Source organism: Rothia sp. HMSC066H02 (assembly GCF_001814995.1).
Classification (GTDB): domain Bacteria; phylum Actinomycetota; class Actinomycetes; order Actinomycetales; family Micrococcaceae; genus Rothia; species Rothia mucilaginosa.
Genome location: NZ_KV818672.1, coordinates 119,497 through 138,314, shown reverse-complemented (window position 1 = coordinate 138,314; position 18,818 = coordinate 119,497). Strand labels below are relative to the sequence as shown.

12 protein-coding genes are annotated in these 18,818 nt (G+C 58.9%); 4 read left to right on the top strand and 8 right to left on the bottom strand.

Annotated features, from left to right (window positions below; genetic code table 11):
* The coding region (locus HMPREF2999_RS09530; protein WP_210399529.1) for a hypothetical protein at nt 1-193 on the top strand (193 nt) is incomplete at its 5' end.
* A 93-nt stretch (nt 194-286) separates the two neighbouring features.
* Here HMPREF2999_RS09530 and HMPREF2999_RS02635 read toward each other — a convergent pair.
* A complete protein-coding gene (locus HMPREF2999_RS02635) occupies nt 287-1,033 on the bottom strand; it encodes a hypothetical protein (RefSeq protein ID WP_070675252.1) in 747 nt (248 codons plus the stop codon).
* A 1,207-nt stretch (nt 1,034-2,240) separates the two neighbouring features.
* On the opposite strand from HMPREF2999_RS02635, the gene HMPREF2999_RS02625 reads away from it, so the two are divergent.
* On the top strand, nt 2,241-2,906 hold the full coding sequence (locus HMPREF2999_RS02625; RefSeq protein ID WP_070675258.1) for a hypothetical protein: 666 nt from the start codon (nt 2,241-2,243) through the stop codon (nt 2,904-2,906).
* Between the two features lie 110 nt (nt 2,907-3,016).
* On the opposite strand, the gene pdxT is transcribed toward HMPREF2999_RS02625, so the two are convergent.
* Together pdxT and pdxS are read right to left on the bottom strand one after the other, a co-directional pair.
* On the bottom strand, nt 3,017-3,655 hold the full coding sequence (gene pdxT, locus HMPREF2999_RS02620) for a pyridoxal 5'-phosphate synthase glutaminase subunit PdxT (RefSeq protein ID WP_070675261.1): 639 nt from the start codon (nt 3,653-3,655) through the stop codon (nt 3,017-3,019).
* A 115-nt stretch (nt 3,656-3,770) separates the two neighbouring features.
* The gene (pdxS, locus tag HMPREF2999_RS02615; protein ID WP_005507298.1) at nt 3,771-4,676 is read right to left on the bottom strand and encodes a pyridoxal 5'-phosphate synthase lyase subunit PdxS; all 906 of its coding nucleotides are present in this window, start codon (nt 4,674-4,676) and stop codon (nt 3,771-3,773) included.
* A 225-nt stretch (nt 4,677-4,901) separates the two neighbouring features.
* Between pdxS and HMPREF2999_RS02610 the strand changes: the two genes are divergently transcribed.
* Both HMPREF2999_RS02610 and HMPREF2999_RS02605 read left to right on the top strand, forming a co-directional pair.
* Nucleotides 4,902-6,542: a Na+/H+ antiporter gene (locus HMPREF2999_RS02610; RefSeq protein ID WP_070675263.1), complete on the top strand. Its 1,641-nt coding sequence runs from the start codon at nt 4,902-4,904 to the stop codon at nt 6,540-6,542.
* A gap of 337 nt (nt 6,543-6,879) precedes the next feature.
* Entirely contained in the window at nt 6,880-8,379 is a 1,500-nt protein-coding gene (locus HMPREF2999_RS02605; protein WP_070675266.1) for an MATE family efflux transporter, read from the top strand.
* Nucleotides 8,380-8,481: 102 nt separating this feature from the next.
* Here the strand turns inward: HMPREF2999_RS02605 and nadE are convergent, their stop codons facing one another.
* From nadE to HMPREF2999_RS02585, 5 genes are all read right to left on the bottom strand, one after another.
* On the bottom strand, nt 8,482-9,315 hold the full coding sequence (gene nadE, locus HMPREF2999_RS02600) for an ammonia-dependent NAD(+) synthetase (RefSeq protein ID WP_070675269.1): 834 nt from the start codon (nt 9,313-9,315) through the stop codon (nt 8,482-8,484).
* A 237-nt stretch (nt 9,316-9,552) separates the two neighbouring features.
* Nucleotides 9,553-9,858, bottom strand: a complete 306-nt coding sequence (locus HMPREF2999_RS02595) for a hypothetical protein (RefSeq protein ID WP_005507293.1) — start codon at nt 9,856-9,858, stop codon at nt 9,553-9,555.
* A 285-nt stretch (nt 9,859-10,143) separates the two neighbouring features.
* Nucleotides 10,144-10,284, bottom strand: coding sequence for a hypothetical protein (locus HMPREF2999_RS09475; protein ID WP_168165992.1), 141 nt, complete (start codon nt 10,282-10,284; stop codon nt 10,144-10,146).
* A gap of 95 nt (nt 10,285-10,379) precedes the next feature.
* Nucleotides 10,380-14,417, bottom strand: a complete 4,038-nt coding sequence (locus tag HMPREF2999_RS02590; protein ID WP_070675272.1) for a S8 family serine peptidase — start codon at nt 14,415-14,417, stop codon at nt 10,380-10,382.
* A 380-nt stretch (nt 14,418-14,797) separates the two neighbouring features.
* Nucleotides 14,798-18,784: a S8 family serine peptidase gene (locus HMPREF2999_RS02585; protein ID WP_070675275.1), complete on the bottom strand. Its 3,987-nt coding sequence runs from the start codon at nt 18,782-18,784 to the stop codon at nt 14,798-14,800.
* Nucleotides 18,785-18,818: the final 34 nt, after the last annotated feature.

Sequence of the window (18,818 nt, the reverse complement as noted above, 5' to 3'; positions counted from 1 at the left end):
TTTTGCTCTTGCCCTGATGATTATTCAGTGGGGTAACGCCTCGTTCTCGCTTGCTTTTCATGCGTGCGTTATTTGGGTGGTTCCTCGGCAGCTGTATGAGCTCTGGCAGAAGTTCAATGTGTCGCGTGGGGTACTCTTCGCGTGTGCTATTGTGCTAATCATTATTGAGTTTGGGCTGGCGTTCCTGCCTTAGTCCGAGCGTGTAACAGTTGTGGCGGTGACCGAACAACGGTCACCGCCACAACTATTTTTAAGATGAGACAGACTCAGATTAGACGGGGTTCGATTAGACAGGGTTGTCGGGGCTGGGCAGGGTTACCACCTCAGACCAGCGCGTATCTTTAGCGGCCGCACGGTTCGCGTCGCTCTTCTGCTTCACATCGGCTGGCGCCTGCTGCGCCCACGCCTCAAAAGCAACAATGTAGTTCTCAGGGTAGTTTGCCGCGAGTAGCTCCTGGCGGGTCGGGAAGTACTCCTTACCCTCTCGAATATCGACGTAGTTGCTTGCCTTGTAGGGGTCTGCGCTCTGGATGTCACTGCGCGGGCCGGAGGCTACCTTTCCGCTTGCCACGTTATTGTCATCGATAGCGCGCACCCACGCCGCGGCGTAGGCGTGATCGGCCTTGTTCTTCTCGTACAGCGCCAGGCACTCGGCTCCTGCTGATTCAGCTTCGGCACGGGTGGGGAAGTTCGCCTGGTTGCGCACAACATGCCGCGCGGAGACGTAGGAGGGCAGTGCCGTACCGCGGTCGGCGCTGATGGCTTCCTGCTGCTTGAGGGTTTGAGCTTTCGCGGCTTCGTCAGGTTCAAGGCAGGGGGTGGAGCTCTTCTTCGCCGCGGAAGAGGAAGCGGACCCGGTGGCGCTTGAAGCTGACGGGGATGAAGTCACAGTCGTGTTCGAGGGTGCGGGAGTGTTTGATGCCGTGCTGGTGGAGCTACCGCAGGAGGCAAGAAGCAGGGGAAGAATCGCCAGCGCGGCACTGCGTCGTAGACCGCTGGAACGGAACGAAAGAAAAACAGGGGTGTGGGTCATGAGACCACCTCACAAGAGGGATGGAACGATATATTGCGTCTAAACATACCCAAATATTTGATATGCGGTCAATGGAAAATATCATCTTAGTTTAAAACCAACACTCTAGACACAAGGTGTGCTACCCAGTAGTCTTAAAGTTCTGACCTGCTTAAATATGTGGTAGATGGGGTAAGAGTGCGGAGGCTTTGCGGGTCGCCTACCTATCCCAGTATTGGCTTTGAGGCTTAGTGGATAAGAAAAACAACATTGAGGCTATGTATTCAGTGTTGCGCTACTAGTGTTTTATGCTCTTGAAAGGAAATGGCATCATGAATTCTACATATAAGATGTTTGTCGTAAATGAGAAAATAATTTTGTATATCTTGTTTCTCATTGTGTTGCAATTTTTCTATATTTTCCCAACTAGCCTGTATACAGAGTTCAATGGATTTGTCTCGCCATGTGATGGGTGGCAAGGTAGCTATTTCGACTATATACCCTTCTTTGTGGTGGGAGTTGTATTAGCTAGCTTGTGGCAGATTTTTAGTATATGGCTGGGTGTAAAGCTTCGCATAGGCATTTTTTGGATCGCCTCACTGTACTTAGTTTTTAAAATGTATGGGACTTATGAAATTGTAAAAGGCAATATCTTAAGTCCATGTAAAGTCCCTACAGAATATATGCATGGAATATTGTGGCCATATGATCTGCAAGCATTCATTCTCTGTGGCCCCGATATTGTCTCATGCGTTATTTTTATAGCAGTTTTTATTGCATGTTCTAAGCGTAGCTACTGGGTGCCAACCGTCGCAGCTATAGCCGCATTTGTTGCGCAGTGCGTCCTCTCGGTGCTGCTCTGGGAATACGTTAGGGGACTTATCTATTTCCTCCTGCAGTAGCGTTGGGCCGTTGAGGTGCAGGCTTTTACGGAGTTCGAGGTTGCATAAAGGGCGCTCCAACCGTGCCCCTCTGGATATGTTGGCTTCTGCTGATTATCGGGCAAATAACAATATCTGATGCTGGTGTCTTTGTGCCGTATTTGCTTCAAGAGCCCGGTTGCTTCCGTGTTTGCACAAGTCAAGACGCTGAACAAGCTTGTCCGTCGATTTTCTTTCGAGCTGTTGGATTTTAAAAAATAAACATAATTTTCTCTTGACCACGTATCAAAACCGCCCGTATAGTGAGGGTCAATTCGGTATGTTCCAGCCCACAATGAGGTGACATTATGGCCCTGAATTCTAGGACCCCCAACCCCCGCTATAACGCACTGCGATACGGCGCCGCTCTCTTAACCCTGCCCCTGTTCCTTGCCGCCTGCGGCGGTGCGAACACCGCGGCAAGTAGCACCTCCTCACCCTCCACGGCGAGCGCCTCAGCAACGGCAAGCACCACGCCCACCGTCAGCTGCTCCTCATACTCCGCCGAAGCTCTCGCATCAGCAGAAGCCGCCAAGCCCGTTCCACGCACCGATGAACAGTACCCCGCGTACATCCAGTACCGGCACATCCTCGCAGACGGCGCCCACATCATTGAGCCCAGCGAAATCGACAGCAACTGCCACGCTGCACTCAAAGCAGGGCGGAGCACCCTCCCCGAATACGTTCAAAACATCGATACCTACAACGCTCAGCCCAGCATCGGACTCACCGATCCCTTCGCCGGTAGCGAGTACCGAGACATCAAGGACCGCAACGAATTCATCCCCCACCGCGCAGACCTGGAAGAAGCCGCTTACCCCGAGATGATTATTCGTCTCTACGAAAAGTGGTACGAGGCAGCCCCCGCAGACATCAAGACGCTCAGCGACGCGAACCGTGCACGATTCTTCGCCACGAGCGCCTACCAGCAGTGGAAGGCCCAGCCTCAAACCCCCAGCAGCTCCCGCCCATAAGTCCACTCACGCATAAGCCCGCGCAAAAAGAGTTGTGGCGGTGACCGAACAACGGTCACCGCCACAACTCTTTAAACGCTCATTACCGGGCTTATTTTTTGGGGGAGGGGCTACTTGCCCTTCACCTCGCGTGCCAGAGCCAGCAGCTCCTCATGCACCGTCGTATCGCCCGTAACCTCCGGGTGGAAAGAAATACCAATCAGGTTGCCCGAACGCACACCCACAATCTTCCCCTCATGACGAGCCGTCACCTGCACACCCTCACCAGTGCCGGTCACAATCGGCGCACGAATAAACGCCGTATCAATAACCACCGCATCACCGGCAGGGGTCAGCCACGGCAGGCGCACCTCCGCAGAATCAACCTGCGAACCAAAAGCGTTACGACCCACCGAAACATCCAAAACACCCAGCGACTGCTGACCCGGTGCCGGATCATCAATACGCTCCGACAACATAATCAGGCCAGCACACGTACCCAGAGTCGGCAGACCCGAAGAAATCGCCTCAATCAGCGGCTCACGCACACCAAAAATACGGGTCAAACGGTCAATCGTCGACGACTCACCACCCGGCAAAACCAGCGCATCCAGACCCTCAAGCTGCTCACCGGTACGCACCCAACGCACCTGCGCGCCCAGGGACTCCAGCATCTCCGCATGTTCACTCACGCCGCCCTGCAACGCCAAAACACCAACCGTCAAACCCTCACCCGGCAAAACACCGGTAGGCTGAACCTTCTCAACCATCACCGCTCCCTTCACAAAACAACAAACACAACAAACACAAGGAGGGTGGGACCCGCCTCAGCGAACCCCACCCCCTCATCAAACACTCACCCCGAATACGGGGTGCGCGCACGAATTACCAGCCGCGCTCCGCCAGGCGGTGCGGTGCCGGAATGTCAGCAACGTTAATGCCGACCATAGCCTCACCCAGACCGCGAGAAGCCTCAGCAACCTTCTCCGGGTCATTGTAGAAAGCAGTAGCCTTCACAATAGCCTTCGCACGAGCAACCGGGTCGCCCGACTTGAAAATACCGGAACCAACGAACACGCCGTCAGCGCCCAGCTGCATCATCATCGCAGCGTCAGCGGGGGTAGCCACACCACCAGCGGTGAACATCACCACGGGCAGCTTGCCGGTCTGAGCAACCTCACGAACCAGCTCGTACGGTGCAGCCAGTTCCTTAGCCTTCACGTACAGCTCGTCGGGCATGGTGTTGTACAGGCCCTGCAGCTCAGCAATCTGACGCTTAATGGTGCGGATGTGCTTAGTCGCCTCAGAGACGTCACCGGTGCCAGCCTCGCCCTTAGAACGGATCATAGCGGCACCCTCGGTGATGCGGCGCAGAGCCTCACCCAGGTTGGTAGCACCACACACGAAAGGAACCTTGAACTGGTGCTTATCAATGTGGTTCACGTAGTCAGCGGGGGAAAGAACCTCAGACTCGTCAATGTAGTCGACCTTCAGGGTCTCCAGGATCTGAGCCTCAACGAAGTGGCCGATGCGTGCCTTCGCCATGACCGGGATCGAAACAGCATCAATGATGCCCTCAATCATGTCCGGGTCAGACATACGAGCCACGCCGCCCTGCGCACGAATATCCGCGGGAACGCGCTCGAGAGCCATGACGGCAACAGCGCCAGCATCTTCAGCGATCTTAGCCTGTTCGGGGGTGACGACGTCCATGATGACGCCGCCCTTGAGCATGTCGGCCAGGCCGCGCTTAACAAGCGGGCTGCCGGTTACGGTGTTGTTATCAGTCATGACCTTATCTTCTCACGTTCTGAGTGTTCGCGCGCACTTACAGAGGCGGATTTTCTGTTCTCTGACACAGTACGACCCCAAGTTCACGTCAGAACGACACAAAACGTCATGAAACGTGCCCGCACCCATCAATTAGACAGCACCACCGGCGAACGCAGGGAATAAAACCGCGGGTGTACTCTTTAACCCCTGAAGTACACCGGAGACCCCCAATAAAGGAACAGCATGCTCGAAGTCGTTATCGCACTATCCCTCGCTGTCCTCGTAGGCAGCGCAATCGCACACAAAACACGGATCACCCCCGCCATTGTGCTGATTTTCATTGGTCTGGCTATCGGCATTATGCCCGCCCACGAACTGCACGAAGTTCAGAGTATCGGCCTGCCGCCGCACGTCATCCTCGAAATCTTCCTGCCCATCATGCTCTTCTGGGAAGCCCGCCACACCTCATGGCGTGAGGCACGCAACCGCATCCGCGGCATTATCCTCACCGGAACCCTGCTGGTCATCGTGACCGCCTTCGGTGTCGCCGGGATTCTGCACGAGCTCATCGGCGTGAACGTCTGGGGTGCCGCCCTGCTCATCGGCGTGGCGCTCGCACCCACCGACGCGGTCGCCGTCGCAACCCTTAACGGCAAACTCCCCAAGTCTGCTATCACCACCCTCAAGGCGGAGGCGCTCATCAACGACGGCACGACCCTCGTGCTCCTCGCCCTCGCCCTGCAGGTAGCCGCCGGTCAGGAACTCGCCCTCGGTCACGCGAGCGGCATGTTCTTCTTCTCCTTCCTCATCGGTATTCTGGTCGGTCTGGCGGTCGGCTGGGTAGCTAACAAGATTCGTGCCCACATCGACAACCCGATGTGGTTCACCTGCTTCATGCTGACCGTGCCCTTCATTGCGTTCTTGCTCGCGGAGAAGATTGAGCCTTTCCCCGATATGAAGGGCTCCGGCGTGGTTGCTGTCGTGATTGCGGCGTTCTTCCTCACTTACTACAGCCCGGACACCATCAAACCGCAGAACCGCACCTACGGCCTGCCCACCTGGGCGTTCGTCACCTTCGTCATGAACGCGGTACTGTTCGTCATGGTCGGCGTGCAACTGCCCACCGCCGTGGAACGTATGGGTGTCACCATCAACCTCTACGGCACCACCTGGAGCTACGGCCTGCTCGTTGTGCTGGTCGCCTGGATTGCCTGCGTAGTCATCCGCTACGTATTCCTGCAAGCGTCCATCTTCACGATTCGACTGCTTGACCGCAGCGAAAAGCAGCGCACCCTGCGCACCACCCACCGCGGACGTGTCGTATCCACCATGGCGGGTCTGCGCGGCGGCGTGTCCCTGGCGGTGGCGCTGTCCATCCCGGCGAGTGTTGAATACCGCGACTTCGTGATCTTCGTGGTGTCCGGTGTGGTGCTGTGCTCCATGGTCGTGCAGGGCATGCTGCTGCCCGCCGTGATCCGCTGGGCGAACCTGCCGGTCGACAACAGCGAAGAAGAAGAGATGAACGAAGCGGTCCGCACTATGATTGCTGAGTCCTTCGACTCCATCCAGGAAATTGGTGGACGCATCAACGCCCCGCAGGAAGTCATCGACCGCATCGCGGAAGAGTACATGTTCAACATGAGTATGTACCGCAACCTGCACACCCTGCACATGCACGGCGACGACACCCCCGAGAACGTGCTGAAGGTGCTCGAAGCGAACGAAAAGGAAAAGGAACTGCGCCTGGGCGTGCTCGAAGTTCAGCGTGACATCCTTAAGCGTCTGCGTGACGAAGGCAGAATCGACACGAACGTACTGCACCAAATCCAGGAACGCCTGGACATCGAGGTCATGCGTGTGCTCGGCCCGCTCGAACTCGAATAGATTACGCTCCTACATGCGATACGTATGAGGCGAGGCGCCCCACCCCGAATAGCGGGGGAGGGGCGCCTCGCCGTTTTATGGTGCCACCGCGTCTGTGCACCCTCCCACGTCTATGCGCCCCGTGCAACAACAGGTTTTGCTCACGATGAGCATCTACCCACCCGCGCTGAACACCGGTAAAATATAAAAGTTACGCCCGCACTCACCTCCACGCGGAAGCCTCAACGGCCCAGGGAACGAGCAAGACATTTCGGGCGCCCCGGCACCCGCACATTCGCGGACATCAGCCGTCTATCTGACGCACACAAGTGACCGGACCACACAGACCAAGGAACCTATGACGTCCCACCAGACTGAAAACAACGCGCCCAAAAACGGCGCACCCGCAGGACACGGCCCGCACGGCGCAAGCGAAGACCCGCAGAACATCTACCTGCTCAAAGAAGCACCCATCCTCAAGGCGCTCCTATCCCTGGGCGTGCCCATGGCGCTCGGCCTCGCCATCACCAGCATCTACAACGTGGTGAACTCCTACTTCGTCGGCCACTACGGCAGCGTCGAAGAACTCGCCGCAACCGGCTACGGCGTGCCCGTCTTCGGCGTCATCATGGCAATCGCCGGCCTGTTCGGCCTGGGCGCCTCCACCCTCGCCTCCCGCAAGCTCGGCGCGGGCGAACCCGCCCACGAAATCCACCGCGTCACCTCCTTCGCACTGTACTCCGCGCTCGGTGCCGGTGTTATCGCCGCCGCTATCGGCTTCATCCTCGCCGACCCGATTACCAGCATCATGGGTGCCTCCGGCGGCTCGTACGAACCGACCCGCATCTACGTGCACCTCATGTTCCTCGGTGCGCCCCTCGCGATTGGTATGTTCACCCTCGAACAGCTCGTGCGTTCCGAGGGCTACGCGAAGCAGTCCATGTACGGCATCATTGTCGGCACCGTCGTCACCTGCATCTTCGACGTGCTGTTCATCGCCGTTATGGACATGGGTATTGCCGGTGCAGGTTGGGCGATGTTGCTGGCGAACGCCGCGTCCATGCTGTACTACCTGCAGTTCCTGATGCGCAAGAGCGAGAACTTCTCCGCGAACATCCGCGACTTCTCCCTCGACCCCGCCATCATCAAGCCCGTGGTCGCCGTCGGTGCCGCCGAGCTCATTCAGAGCCTCAACCTGATCTTCGCCGCCCTGCTGCTCAACAACCTCGCCGCCTCCTACGGTGACGACACCGTCGCAGCGTTCGGCCTGGCAATGCGCCTGAACATGGTGCCCGAAATGCTGTGTATGGGTCTGTGCATGGGCGGTATCCCGCTGTACGCCTACGCGTACGGTGCCCGCAACGGCGCCCGCGTGAAGGAGGCGCTGCGCACCGCAACCATGCTGTCCGTCATTACCTCCGTAACCATCACCATTCCGGTGCTGATTTTCCGCCGCGAACTGCTCGCCGTAGTGGGCGACGAGCGTCTGGTATCCACCGGTGAAGAGGTCATGGTCGCGCTCATGCTCGCCGCCGTGTTCAACGCGGTCAGCATCGTGTTCGTCTCCTGGTTCCAGGCGTCCGGTAAGGGCCGCCCGGCAATGCTGATGACCATCGGTATTGCGTTGCTGTTCTTCCCCGCCGTGTACTTCGGCAATATGTGGTTCGGCTTTAAGGGCCTGACCTGGGCGTTCCCCTTCACCCAGGTGCTCGCCTGCGCGCTGGGCCTGGTGCTGTTCCTTGCCACGGGTGGCGCGAAGGTACCGCCCGCTGAATCTGAGGTTGAGACTGAAGGTTCTGAGGATTCGGATGTTCAGGCTGCCCAGGTTTCTGGCGCACAGCCCGAACAGAAGGCATAGTCCTCGGTCTGCAAAAGCATGGTAAAAGCCCTGGACTCCCACATGGGAGCCCGGGGCTTTCACATTGGTTCTTACGCTGATTAGAGCGTTAGTTCTTCCGCGTTAGTTCTTCCACCAGGAATCAAAAATCGTCACCGGAGTGGTGCGCTTATGGCGGCTACGCAGGTAAATCTGCTCCAGTTTCGCAGCGGCCGCCTCGTCGATTTCCTTACCCTCCAGGTAGTCATCAATCTGCGGGTACGTCAGACCCAGCTCATCCTCATCGGTACGGCCGGGCACGCCGTCCAGCAGGTCAGCCGTCGGCGGCTTAGCCCACAGACGCTCAGACGCACCCAGCACCCGCAGCAGCAGCTGGTTCTGGCGCTTATTCAGGCCGTACAGCGGCAGCAGGTCCGCGCCGCCGTCACCGAACTTCGTGAAGAAACCCGTAATGGACTCCGCCGCGTGGTCGGTGCCGACCACCAGGTAGCCGGGGCCGCCAGCAATCGCGTACTGGGCGATCATGCGGGCGCGCGCCTTCACATTACCCTTGTTGAAGTCGCTGATCTGCTCGCCGGTCGCCTCAGTGTAGGCGCTGTCGAAACCGTCCACGGCTTCGGCAATGTTGAAGGTCAGGGAGCGGGTGGGCTGGATGAAACGCAGCGCCTCCTGCGCGTCCTCTTCGTCGTGCTGCACACGGTAGGGCAGGCGCACCGCCACGAACTCGGTGGTGCGGCCGCGCTCATTGAGGCGGTCCACCGCCAGCTGGCAGAGGCGACCCGCCAGGGTGGAGTCAATGCCGCCGCTGATGCCCAGTACCAGGCCGCGACTTCCGGTGGCTTCCAGGTAGTCGCAGATGAACTGGATGCGGCGCTCCACTTCTTCGCGTGCCTGCTCTTCGGTCATGTTGGGCTTGACGCCCATTTCACGGATGATCTGTGCCTGTAATTCACGCATGACTTAAGTGTACGCTCCACCTTATAGCCTGTGCGGTGAACCGCCGAGGGAAGCAAGGTAGTGTTCCACACGGTGCGTTCAGACCCGCCAGCGCTAACTAGCCCGCCTCGGGCAGGGCGAGGCAAGCAAATACCCCCGGCAGATGCGTAAAGCACCCACCGGGGGTATTTAGCTAGAATGAGAATGGCGTCAAAAAATAAATTACATCCCTAATAGTATTAAATCATTTTAGGTGTATTAATTTTTTCGACGATCTTCCTTGCGGGAGATTTTTTCGATTGACGCCTCTATATTATTTTTTTTATAGTTAAGCCACCAAAGGCTAAACATCCCGCTAATAGTATTTTTGCCAATATCGACAATACTTGGAAGTCCTTGGTCTTTGAGGGATTTTTCAATCTCTTCATGTGAATAACCCTGTTCTTTCATGATTTCAACAAGGCTACTAGCTTCGGCGTGAGGCCCAGAAATCATTGGGTGGTGATCAATCTTGTTCTGTATGTCAACAAGCTCGTCGTAGAGGGCTTCTTTATTTTTTGCCATGAGTATCAACGCCCCAACGAAGATTGGAAAAAATATTAGACATAATTTCCTCCTAATAATAAATCGAAAAATTAACGGTGTGTTGTGTTTCATAGATTAGCAGATTTGGAGTGGATTAATCCAGGATAAATACTGTTGAAAATATCACATATTGCACTACATTGAAACATGTTTGATTTTGTGCTTTTCTGTGGTTTTTATGAAATATTTTCATAAAAATTACTTGGGTTTATGTGGGTTTTAAGGACTTGTGGTGTTTACCGGGGTATTTCTTTCGAAGGAATATCAGTGGCTTAGATTTTCAAAGACGCTCTCATAGCGGTCAATGAAGTCCGCCGCCGCGTTCAGAAGCTCCTCCTGGTTGAGGGCATCCCGGGTAGCTGACAGTGTCTCATCCTCGCCGTTCTGAACCTGTAATTCACGCATAAGTTAAGTCTACGCCGCAGACATAACAGCCCACAGAAAAGGCCGTGCCGGGGCAGAAAACTCCACCCCGACACGGCCCTCACATCCGCATCCGACTAGCGGTTATTCAGCACGCGCACGTTGTAGCGGTGCAGGAACGCCGCCATCGCGCCACGCTCAATCGGCTGAACCGGGCGGAACGAACCATCCGGCCAACCCGTCGTAATCCGCTGATCGGCCAACCACGCAATCTCGCGGTAGAACTGGCTGCCGGTCGACACGTCGCTAAACGGCGACACCGCAGGAGCCGAATATGCCGGCGAACCCGCAAAACGGTAGAAGAACGCCGCCATAGCATCACGATTCACCGCATCATTCGGGCGGAACGTACCGTCAGACCAGCCGGTCGTAATGCCGCGGGCGCGCATCCACTCAATCTCCTTGTAGAACGGGTGGTCGCGCGGCACATCCTTGAAGCTCGGGGTGCTCGGCGCGGTGAACTGCGGCGAACCCGCCATGCGGTAGAAGAACGCCGCCATCGCGCCGCGCTCCACCGAACCGTTCGGGCGGAACGTGCCATCCGGGTAGCCGGTCGTAATGCGACGCTGAGCCAGCCAGTTAATGTCGTTCACGAACGGGTAATCCGCCGGAACATCCTTGAAATGCGCACTCTCGGCGGGAGCCTCGGAAGACGACGACACGCGCAGAACCTGCGCACGCTCACCGGCCGCACCGTTCACGCCCGACAGGTCGCCGGTCGCATTGTGCATGTGCAGGAACAGGGCAGAGCCCTTCGCCTCACCGCTGCGGTGCGCCACCAGGTTCATGCCCGGTGCGTCCACGAACAGGTTCGGAACGCCCGCCGAATCGCCGCTGAACCACAGCGCCGGGGTGGCGTAGTTGAACGACACCGACTCGGTCGTATCCACCACGGTCGTGGCGGAGAACGCGCTCGCGGTGGTCACCGAGTACGAAATCTCGGTCGACTCAGCCTCGGGGTCCAGGCCCAGAACGCTCAGCGGAACACTCATCACCAGGGTGTTCGAATCCATGATGTTCGTATCGGTATCGCCCCAGGCGCCGTTCAGCGGATACAGGGCGTTCTCAATGGCCTGCCACTTGCCGTTGCTACGCTTAGAAACCTTCACCAGCGGGTAGTCCAGGCCCTTCTCGCGCACCGTCTGCAGGCGGTAATCGGTCGTGCCGTCCTTATCGGTGTCGATGAAGACGTAGTAGGTGCCGCGCGGGGTCACCTCCTGCCAGTTACCCCAGGTGGAAATACCGAAGGACAGGCGCGCCTCGGAGGTGTCCGCACCGGCAGCCTTCAACGCCGCCACATCCGAGGCGGCACCCACATACTGCAGGTCCATGCGGGAATCCGAACCCACACCCAGCTTCGCGGTCGGGATGCGCGGGCTCGAAGCACCTAGCTCAAAAGCACCCAGCAGGGAGCGGTAACCGCCCTGATCCACCGCGGTACCCTGCAGGGTCAGGGTCTGCTCGGTCGCGCCGGAACCCTCCGCATCGAAGGCGATATCGGAGCCAGCCACACGCATCGCGGAGACAGGCTTCGGTGCCACATGCAGGGGCATGCGCAGGGTCTTCACCGCAGCCGAGGAGTCAGCATCGGTCAGGATCAGGCGGCCCGAAGCGCTCGCAATGTACTGGCGGGCACCCGAAATGGTCACCGTACCGGTCGAGTAGTTCACCGAATCCTGGTTCGGGTACATGGACGGGTCGCGGGTCTTCTCCAGTTTCGACGGGTCAATGCGCACCGTCACGGTGAACGTTGCCTTCTGACCGGCACCTACAGACACCGACTGCGGGTAGGAGAACTCCACACCCGGGATGCTCGTGCTTCCCTCATAGTTCAGGGTGTAGGTGTGCGCCACCGAGTCGGTGTTCTCAACGCTCACGCGGTGCTGCAGGGTCTGCACACCGGCGTTCGGGGTGTACTCGAGCACGCCGAAAGTGTCCGAAACCTGTTCGGGGCGTGCCGCGTTGAACAGCATGACGCGGTCAGCTACCGCCGCACGCGTGTTGATGCGGCCGGTACCCACGCGGTCCACCGCGTAGGGGTTGCCCCAGGCGTCCTGCATGTGGTGGTCGGCGGTGTTCATGATGGCGGTCTTAATCATGCGCGGACCGTACTCCGGGTGCGCCTGCATGATCAGCGCCGCAACACCGGCAACAAACGGCGTGGACATGGACGTACCGGTCTTCACGCTCGAACCGGTGCCGCTACCAACCTCGATGGAGGAAATGTTCGTGCCCGGTGCCGCAACGTCCGGCTTGGTGATGCCGTGCGAACCGTGCATGCCGCGCGCGGTGGAGGTGTTCGCCTGATCCAGCTTGCCGTTGGGCACGCGGATCGAGTCGCGCAGGTTCTCGCCGAGCTGCAGGGTCAGCTCACCCGAATCAATCTGCGCGGAAAGGCGCTCCACCTGGCTCTTTGCCAGGCGCACGCCCGGAATGGAGGAGTTACCGCCGATAGCGGTGTCACCAACCTCAGTGTTCGAGGTGAGCACCACGCCGGTCGCGCCAGCCGCCTGCAGGTTGTCGAAGCGTACCTTCGAACCGCAGGGTGCGGTGCCGTCAGCGTCCGCCCAGTCAATGAGGGCCCACTTGCCCTTCAGCGCTGCGGCTTCCTCTTCGGTGAATGCCTCGCAGGCGTAGCGGTTGCGGGAGGCGGCACGCACCACGGTGCCGCGCAGCTGCTCCTCGGTCGCCTTCGAGTAGTCGAAGTTCACCGAGTAGTCGCCGTAGGTGTCCGCCTCGTTTGCGGGGGCGAGAATCTTCACGCGGTCCACCAGCTGGGTCGAGCCGATGGAGTTCGCCACGGTCAGGCCGTAGGCGCTGGTGCCGGGGCCGCCCGAGTTGGAGTAGGTGTCGCCCACGGCGTTGTAGTTGTTGGCGTTACCCGCCGCGACCACGGAGAGGATGCCCTCACGGTAGAGGGAACCGACCGCGTAGTTCACGGTCTCATCGAACACGCCGAACTCGTTGCCGAGCGACAGGTTCGCGATGTCGGCGCGGTCGGAGAAGTCACCGTCGTCATTGGGGTCGAGCACACGGTCCAGGCCCTTGGGGACGAACGCGGTGGTGCCCTTACAACCGAAAATGCGCAGGCCAATCAGCTGGGCGTCCGGCGCGGAGCCGGGGCCGATCTTCATGTCCTTGAGCTGCTCTTCAGTGAGCTTGGAGTAGTCGCCGTGGAAGGTGCTGCCGTCCGCGTTCACGCCGTAACCTGCCGCGGTGCCCGCTACGTGACTACCGTGGCCGCCGCAGTCGAGCGGGTTGTTATCCGGGTGGGGAGTGGAGGTTTCCTTCTTACCGGAGTTGTAGTCGTCACCGACCAGGTCGTAGCCGCCGAGGAACTTCTTCGGATCGTAGGAGCCCTCGGGAATCGTGTCGGATGCCTTCGCCTTCTCGAAGGCTTCCTGCGTGCCGGGGCCACCCAAATCGGCGTGCGTGTAGTCGATACCGGTATCGAGCACGACAATCTTCACGCCCTTGCCGGTGTAGCCGGTGGAGGCGGGGTTCGCCGGACTCTTCGCCCACACGGAGAGCGTGTCCGTATCAATGAGGGTGCCGCTGTTCTGCGGTGCCATGTCCTCAATGATGCTGATGCGTTCCACATCGTCGCGGTTCGCGAGCGCACGAATCTGCTCGACGTTACCGTAGAGCGCCACGCCGCGCATCGTGTTGTGGGTGGTGTATAGGACCTGCGCACCGGATTCCTTCGCCGCGGAGGCGCCCTGCTGCTGCACGCTGGCGCGGATTGCCTGCACCTGTGCTTGCGCGTTGACGGGTGCCTGCGCGCGGGAGCGGACCGCGTCCGGCTGGGTCTGGGCGTACGCGCCCTGACCCTTGAATCGGACGAACACGGCGCGTTCGCCGGTGGCGCCGTCCAGGCTGGGGGAGAGAACTTCGTTGTTGTTCTCGCCGGTGCCGGTGTTCTGGTGGGGTGCGTCCCGGTCTGCGCCGCGTACTACGCCCGGTGCCGCGTAGGCGACGGTACCGAACGGTAGAGCGGTCAGCCCGAGGGTGAGCCCCAGGGCGAGTGCGCCGCAGCCGCGTGCCAGCTGCTTGAGGCGGCCCGGCTGTGTGTGCCGGGCGGCTCGCGCGGGGGTAGCTTCAGGGAAGGTTGCCACTGAATGCTCCTTGATTCTTTTAGTTATGGTGTGTTTCTTAGCGGTTTCTACGCCGAGAGTTCTACTCGGAGAGCTGTACGGCAAGGGTTCTGCACCGAGAGTGCTACGGTGCGTCTGCACTGTGTTTCCAGTGCGCCTCCAGTGTGTCCATGCGGCGTGAACGTCAAGGTTCATGCCGATGGTGAAGAAACCTTCACTTATTGTCTCAACGATTCTTTATATAACCTAGTCAGACTCGTATTACGGAACATTACGCGTAAATAGAAAGCACCCGACCACAGAAAAAAGGGAGCCGCACCGCCGCAGATAAACTGCAACGGTACGGCTCCCTCGGTAGAACCTATAGGTTCTTAGATTCCGGAACCCTAGAATTCAGGTTTTTAGATTTCAGGGCTTTCCTTCAGCACACCCGTGCTGTAGCGGTACACGAACGCCGCCATAGCGTCGCGGTGCACCGGCTCCACGGGGCGGAACGAACCATCGGGCCAGCCGGTGGTCACGCCCTGCTCAGCCAGCCACGAGATCTCGCGGTAGAACTGCTTGTCGGTCGGAACGTCCGTGAAACGAGCCTGCGCGGGGGCAGTGTACTCGGGCGAACCCGCGTAACGGTAGAAGAACGCAGCCATCGCGTCACGGTTCACCGAACCCTCGGGGCGGTAGGTGCCATCGGGCCAGCCGGTGGTGATGCCCTGAGCCTTCATCCACTCAATCTCCTTGTAGTAGGGGTGGTTGAGCGGAACATCCGAGAAGCTCGGGGTGGACGGTGCGGTGTACTGCGGCGAGCCGCTCATACGGTAGAAGTACGCAGCCATGGTTGCGCGGTCCATGTTGTTCAGCGGGCGGAAGGTGCCGTCCTGGTAGCCGCGGTCAATCTGACGGGCAGCAATCCACGTGATTTCACGGTAGAACTGGTTATCCGCCGGAACGTCGGTGAAGCGTGCATCGTGGATGGTACGAGCCACCTTCACGACCTGTGCACGGTCGCCAGCGGCAACACCGTTAGCGGTCTTACGGCCGCTCAGGTCACCGGTCGCGTTGTGCATGTGCAGGAACAGAGCCTGACGCTCCTTGTTGTTGTTCTTGCGGTGAACGGTCAGCTGACCGCCGTCACGGTCCACGAACAGGCCGGGCACGCCCGACTCCTCACCGGTGAACCACACACCGGGGTTGAAGGGGGAGTACTCGATAGCCGAGGTAGTGTCCACGTAGGAGTTACCCTCGTTGTACCAGGTGTCAGTCTGCACCGTGTACTTGATGCTCTGAGCCTTCTCAGCGGTCAGACCCAGGTCCTTCAGCGGCACACCCAGAATCATGGTGTTGGTGTCCATGATGTTGGTGTCGGTGTCGCCCCAGGCGTTGTTCAGCGGGTAGCGAGCCACCACGGTGGATGCGTTACCGGAGATGGACCAGACCTTCACCAGCGGGTAGTCCAGACCCTTCTCGCGGGTCACCTCCAGAACGTAATCTGCGGCGGAGTCGTTGTTCGTATCAATCTGAACCTGTACCTGACGGCCCCAGTGCATAGTGTCCCAGGTGCCCCAGGTCGAAATACCGAAGAACAGAGAACCATCGTTCGGGTTCTTGCCGGCAGCCTTCAACGCCGGAGCGTCCGAGGCGGCACCCACATACTGCAGGTCAACAGACTGGTTCGACGGCAGCTTCAGCTGACCGGTCGGAATACGGTCACTGACCGCACCCAGCTCAAACGCACCCAACAGCGAACGGTAACCGCCCTGGTTCAGGGTCGTACCGCGCAGAGTCACCGTGGACTCCTTATCGGCAATGCCCTTGTAATCAATACGGGAGGCATCAACACGCATCTTCGAGACAGGCTTCGGCGCCACGTGAATCGACTGGCGGATCGCCTCGCGACCATTCTCAGAGAAAATCAGGCGACCAGAAGCGCTCGCAATGTACTGGCGCTTACCAGCAGCCAGAGTCTTACCGGTCGTCCAATCCTGAGCAACCTGGTCGGCGCTCATCGCCGGGTCCATGGTCTTCTCCAGCTTGGACGGGTCAATACGCACGGTCACGGTCACGTTCTTACGCTCACCGGCACCCACGCTCACCTGCTGCGGGTAGGAGTACTCCACACCCGGGATGGTCGTGCTTGCCTCGTAGTTCAGAGTGTAGGTGTGAGCCTGCGAATCGGTGTTGTCCAGAACGATTTCACGCTGAACAGTCTGAATACCCGAATCGGGGGTGTACTCCAGCACACCAAACGCGGTCGAAACACGCTCGGGGGTCTTCGCATCGTACGCAATGACCTTCGCGTCCACGGCAGCGCGAGCATTCACCATGCCCGTACCCACACGATCCACCGCGTACTGCGCACCCTGCTCATTCTTGATCGGGGTGGACGCGCCGTTCATCAGCGCAGCCTTAATCATCTGCGGGTTGTAATCCTGATGCGCCTGCATCACGAGGGCGGCGATACCGGTCACGTGCGGGGTTGCCATGGAGGTACCGGTGAAGGAAACACCCCTATTACCCGTGCCCACAGCGGCAGACACAATCTCAGTACCCGGTGCCGCAAGGTCAGGCTTAATGAAGCCATCGGAGCCGTGCTGACCGCGAGCGCTCGAGGAATTCAAATCAAAAGCGTGCGAGTGAGGACCGCGGCCCGAAGCCTTGTAGTCCAGGTTCATCTCGACGGTCACCGGACCGGCAGCCAGAGCCTTCTCCAGGTCCTTCGTCGAAGAAGCAGTCAGACGCAGACCCGGAATGGTCGTATTACCACCAATGCCGATCGTGTAGCGCTCAGCCTTACCGGCCATGACCACGCCAACACCGCCGGCAGCCTGAACATTATCGAAACGCACCTTCGAACCGCACGGGAACGTCAAATCATCCTGATCCCACTCGAAGTAAACCCACTTACCCTTCAAAGCCTTCGCCTCATCAGCGGTGAAGGCCTCGCAAGCGTAACGGTTACGCTTCGGTGCGGCAACAACCTCGCCGCGCAACTGATCAGCGGACGCCTTCGAATAATCGAAGTTCACCGAATAATCACCCTGCAACCACTCCAAACCAGTCTTCGTGGTCACGCGGGCACGGTCAATCGGCTGAGTGGAGCCGTAGGCGTTCGCCACCGACAGCGCCGCAGCAGCATTCGCCGGGCTACCCGAATCGGAGTAGGTGTCACCCACACCGTTGTAGTTATTGGCGTTACCGGCAGCAGCCACAGTGAACACACCCTGGCGCGCCATAGTATTAATCATGTACGACTCAGGGTCGTCAGCCGGGGCGAACTCGCCACCGAGCGACAGGTTCACAATGTCGGCGCGGTCAGAGAAATCACCGTCACCATTCGGGTCCATCACGGTATCGAGCGCCTTCATCACAACACTCGAATTGCCGTAGCAACCGAACACACGAATCGCCAAAATCTGAGCCTCAGGAGCAGTACCGGGGCCAATAGACATGCCCTTCAGCTGCTCCTCCGTCAGGTTCTTGTAATCGCCACGGTAAGTCGTACCGTTCGCCGTCACACCATAACCGGCGGCAGTACCCGCCACGTGGGTACCGTGACCGCCAGAACCGAAACCATCCGGGCGGCAATCCAACGGGTTATTATCCGGCTGCGGAGTCGACTTCTCAGCCACCGACGCGTTGTAGTCATCACCGACCAAGTCAATGCCGCCAATGAACTTATTACGATCAATCAGACCCGAATCAGCGGACGGAAGCTCCGTCATCGCCTTAGCCTTCAGGTACGAATCCACCGTACCGGGGCCACCAAAATCAGCGTGCGTATAGTCAACACCAGAGTCAACAACCGCAATCTTCACGCCCTTACCCGTGTACCCCGTATTCTCACGAGTCCACGTGGCAAGAGTCTTCGTATCAATCTCGCTACCGGAGTTCATACGCTCCTTCGCGATAATCGGCGAAATACGCTCCACATCCGGGCGCTCCGCTAACGCACGAATCTGCGCAGCATCACCAGTAATCGCTGCACCACGCATCGCATTATGCGTGGTGTACATCAGCTTCGCGCCAGAAGCAGCCGCCACAGACTGAGCCTGCGACTGCACCTGAGCTGCAATAGCCTGCACCTGCGCCTGACGGTTCGCCGGCGCCTCCTTACGTGCCAGAACAGCCGCGGACTGGGTCTGCTCATACGCGCCCTTGCCCTTGAACTGCACATACACGGTGATTTGGCCTTCAGCCTTCTGCAGGCCCGGGCTGATACGCGAGGCAGCGTCACCGGATGCGCTCGCAGTGCTTCCTTCGACCTGCTGGGGGCTCTGAGCGTGAGCTGCAGAGAAAGTGGCGGGAACGCCGAGAGTAAGGGCAAGAGCTGCACTCAAACCGGTCGCACCGACAGCCTTCATTCTGCGGCGTGGCGCATGAGGCGTTGTCATGGAATCCTCCTTCGGATTTTCTATTTTTCGATGG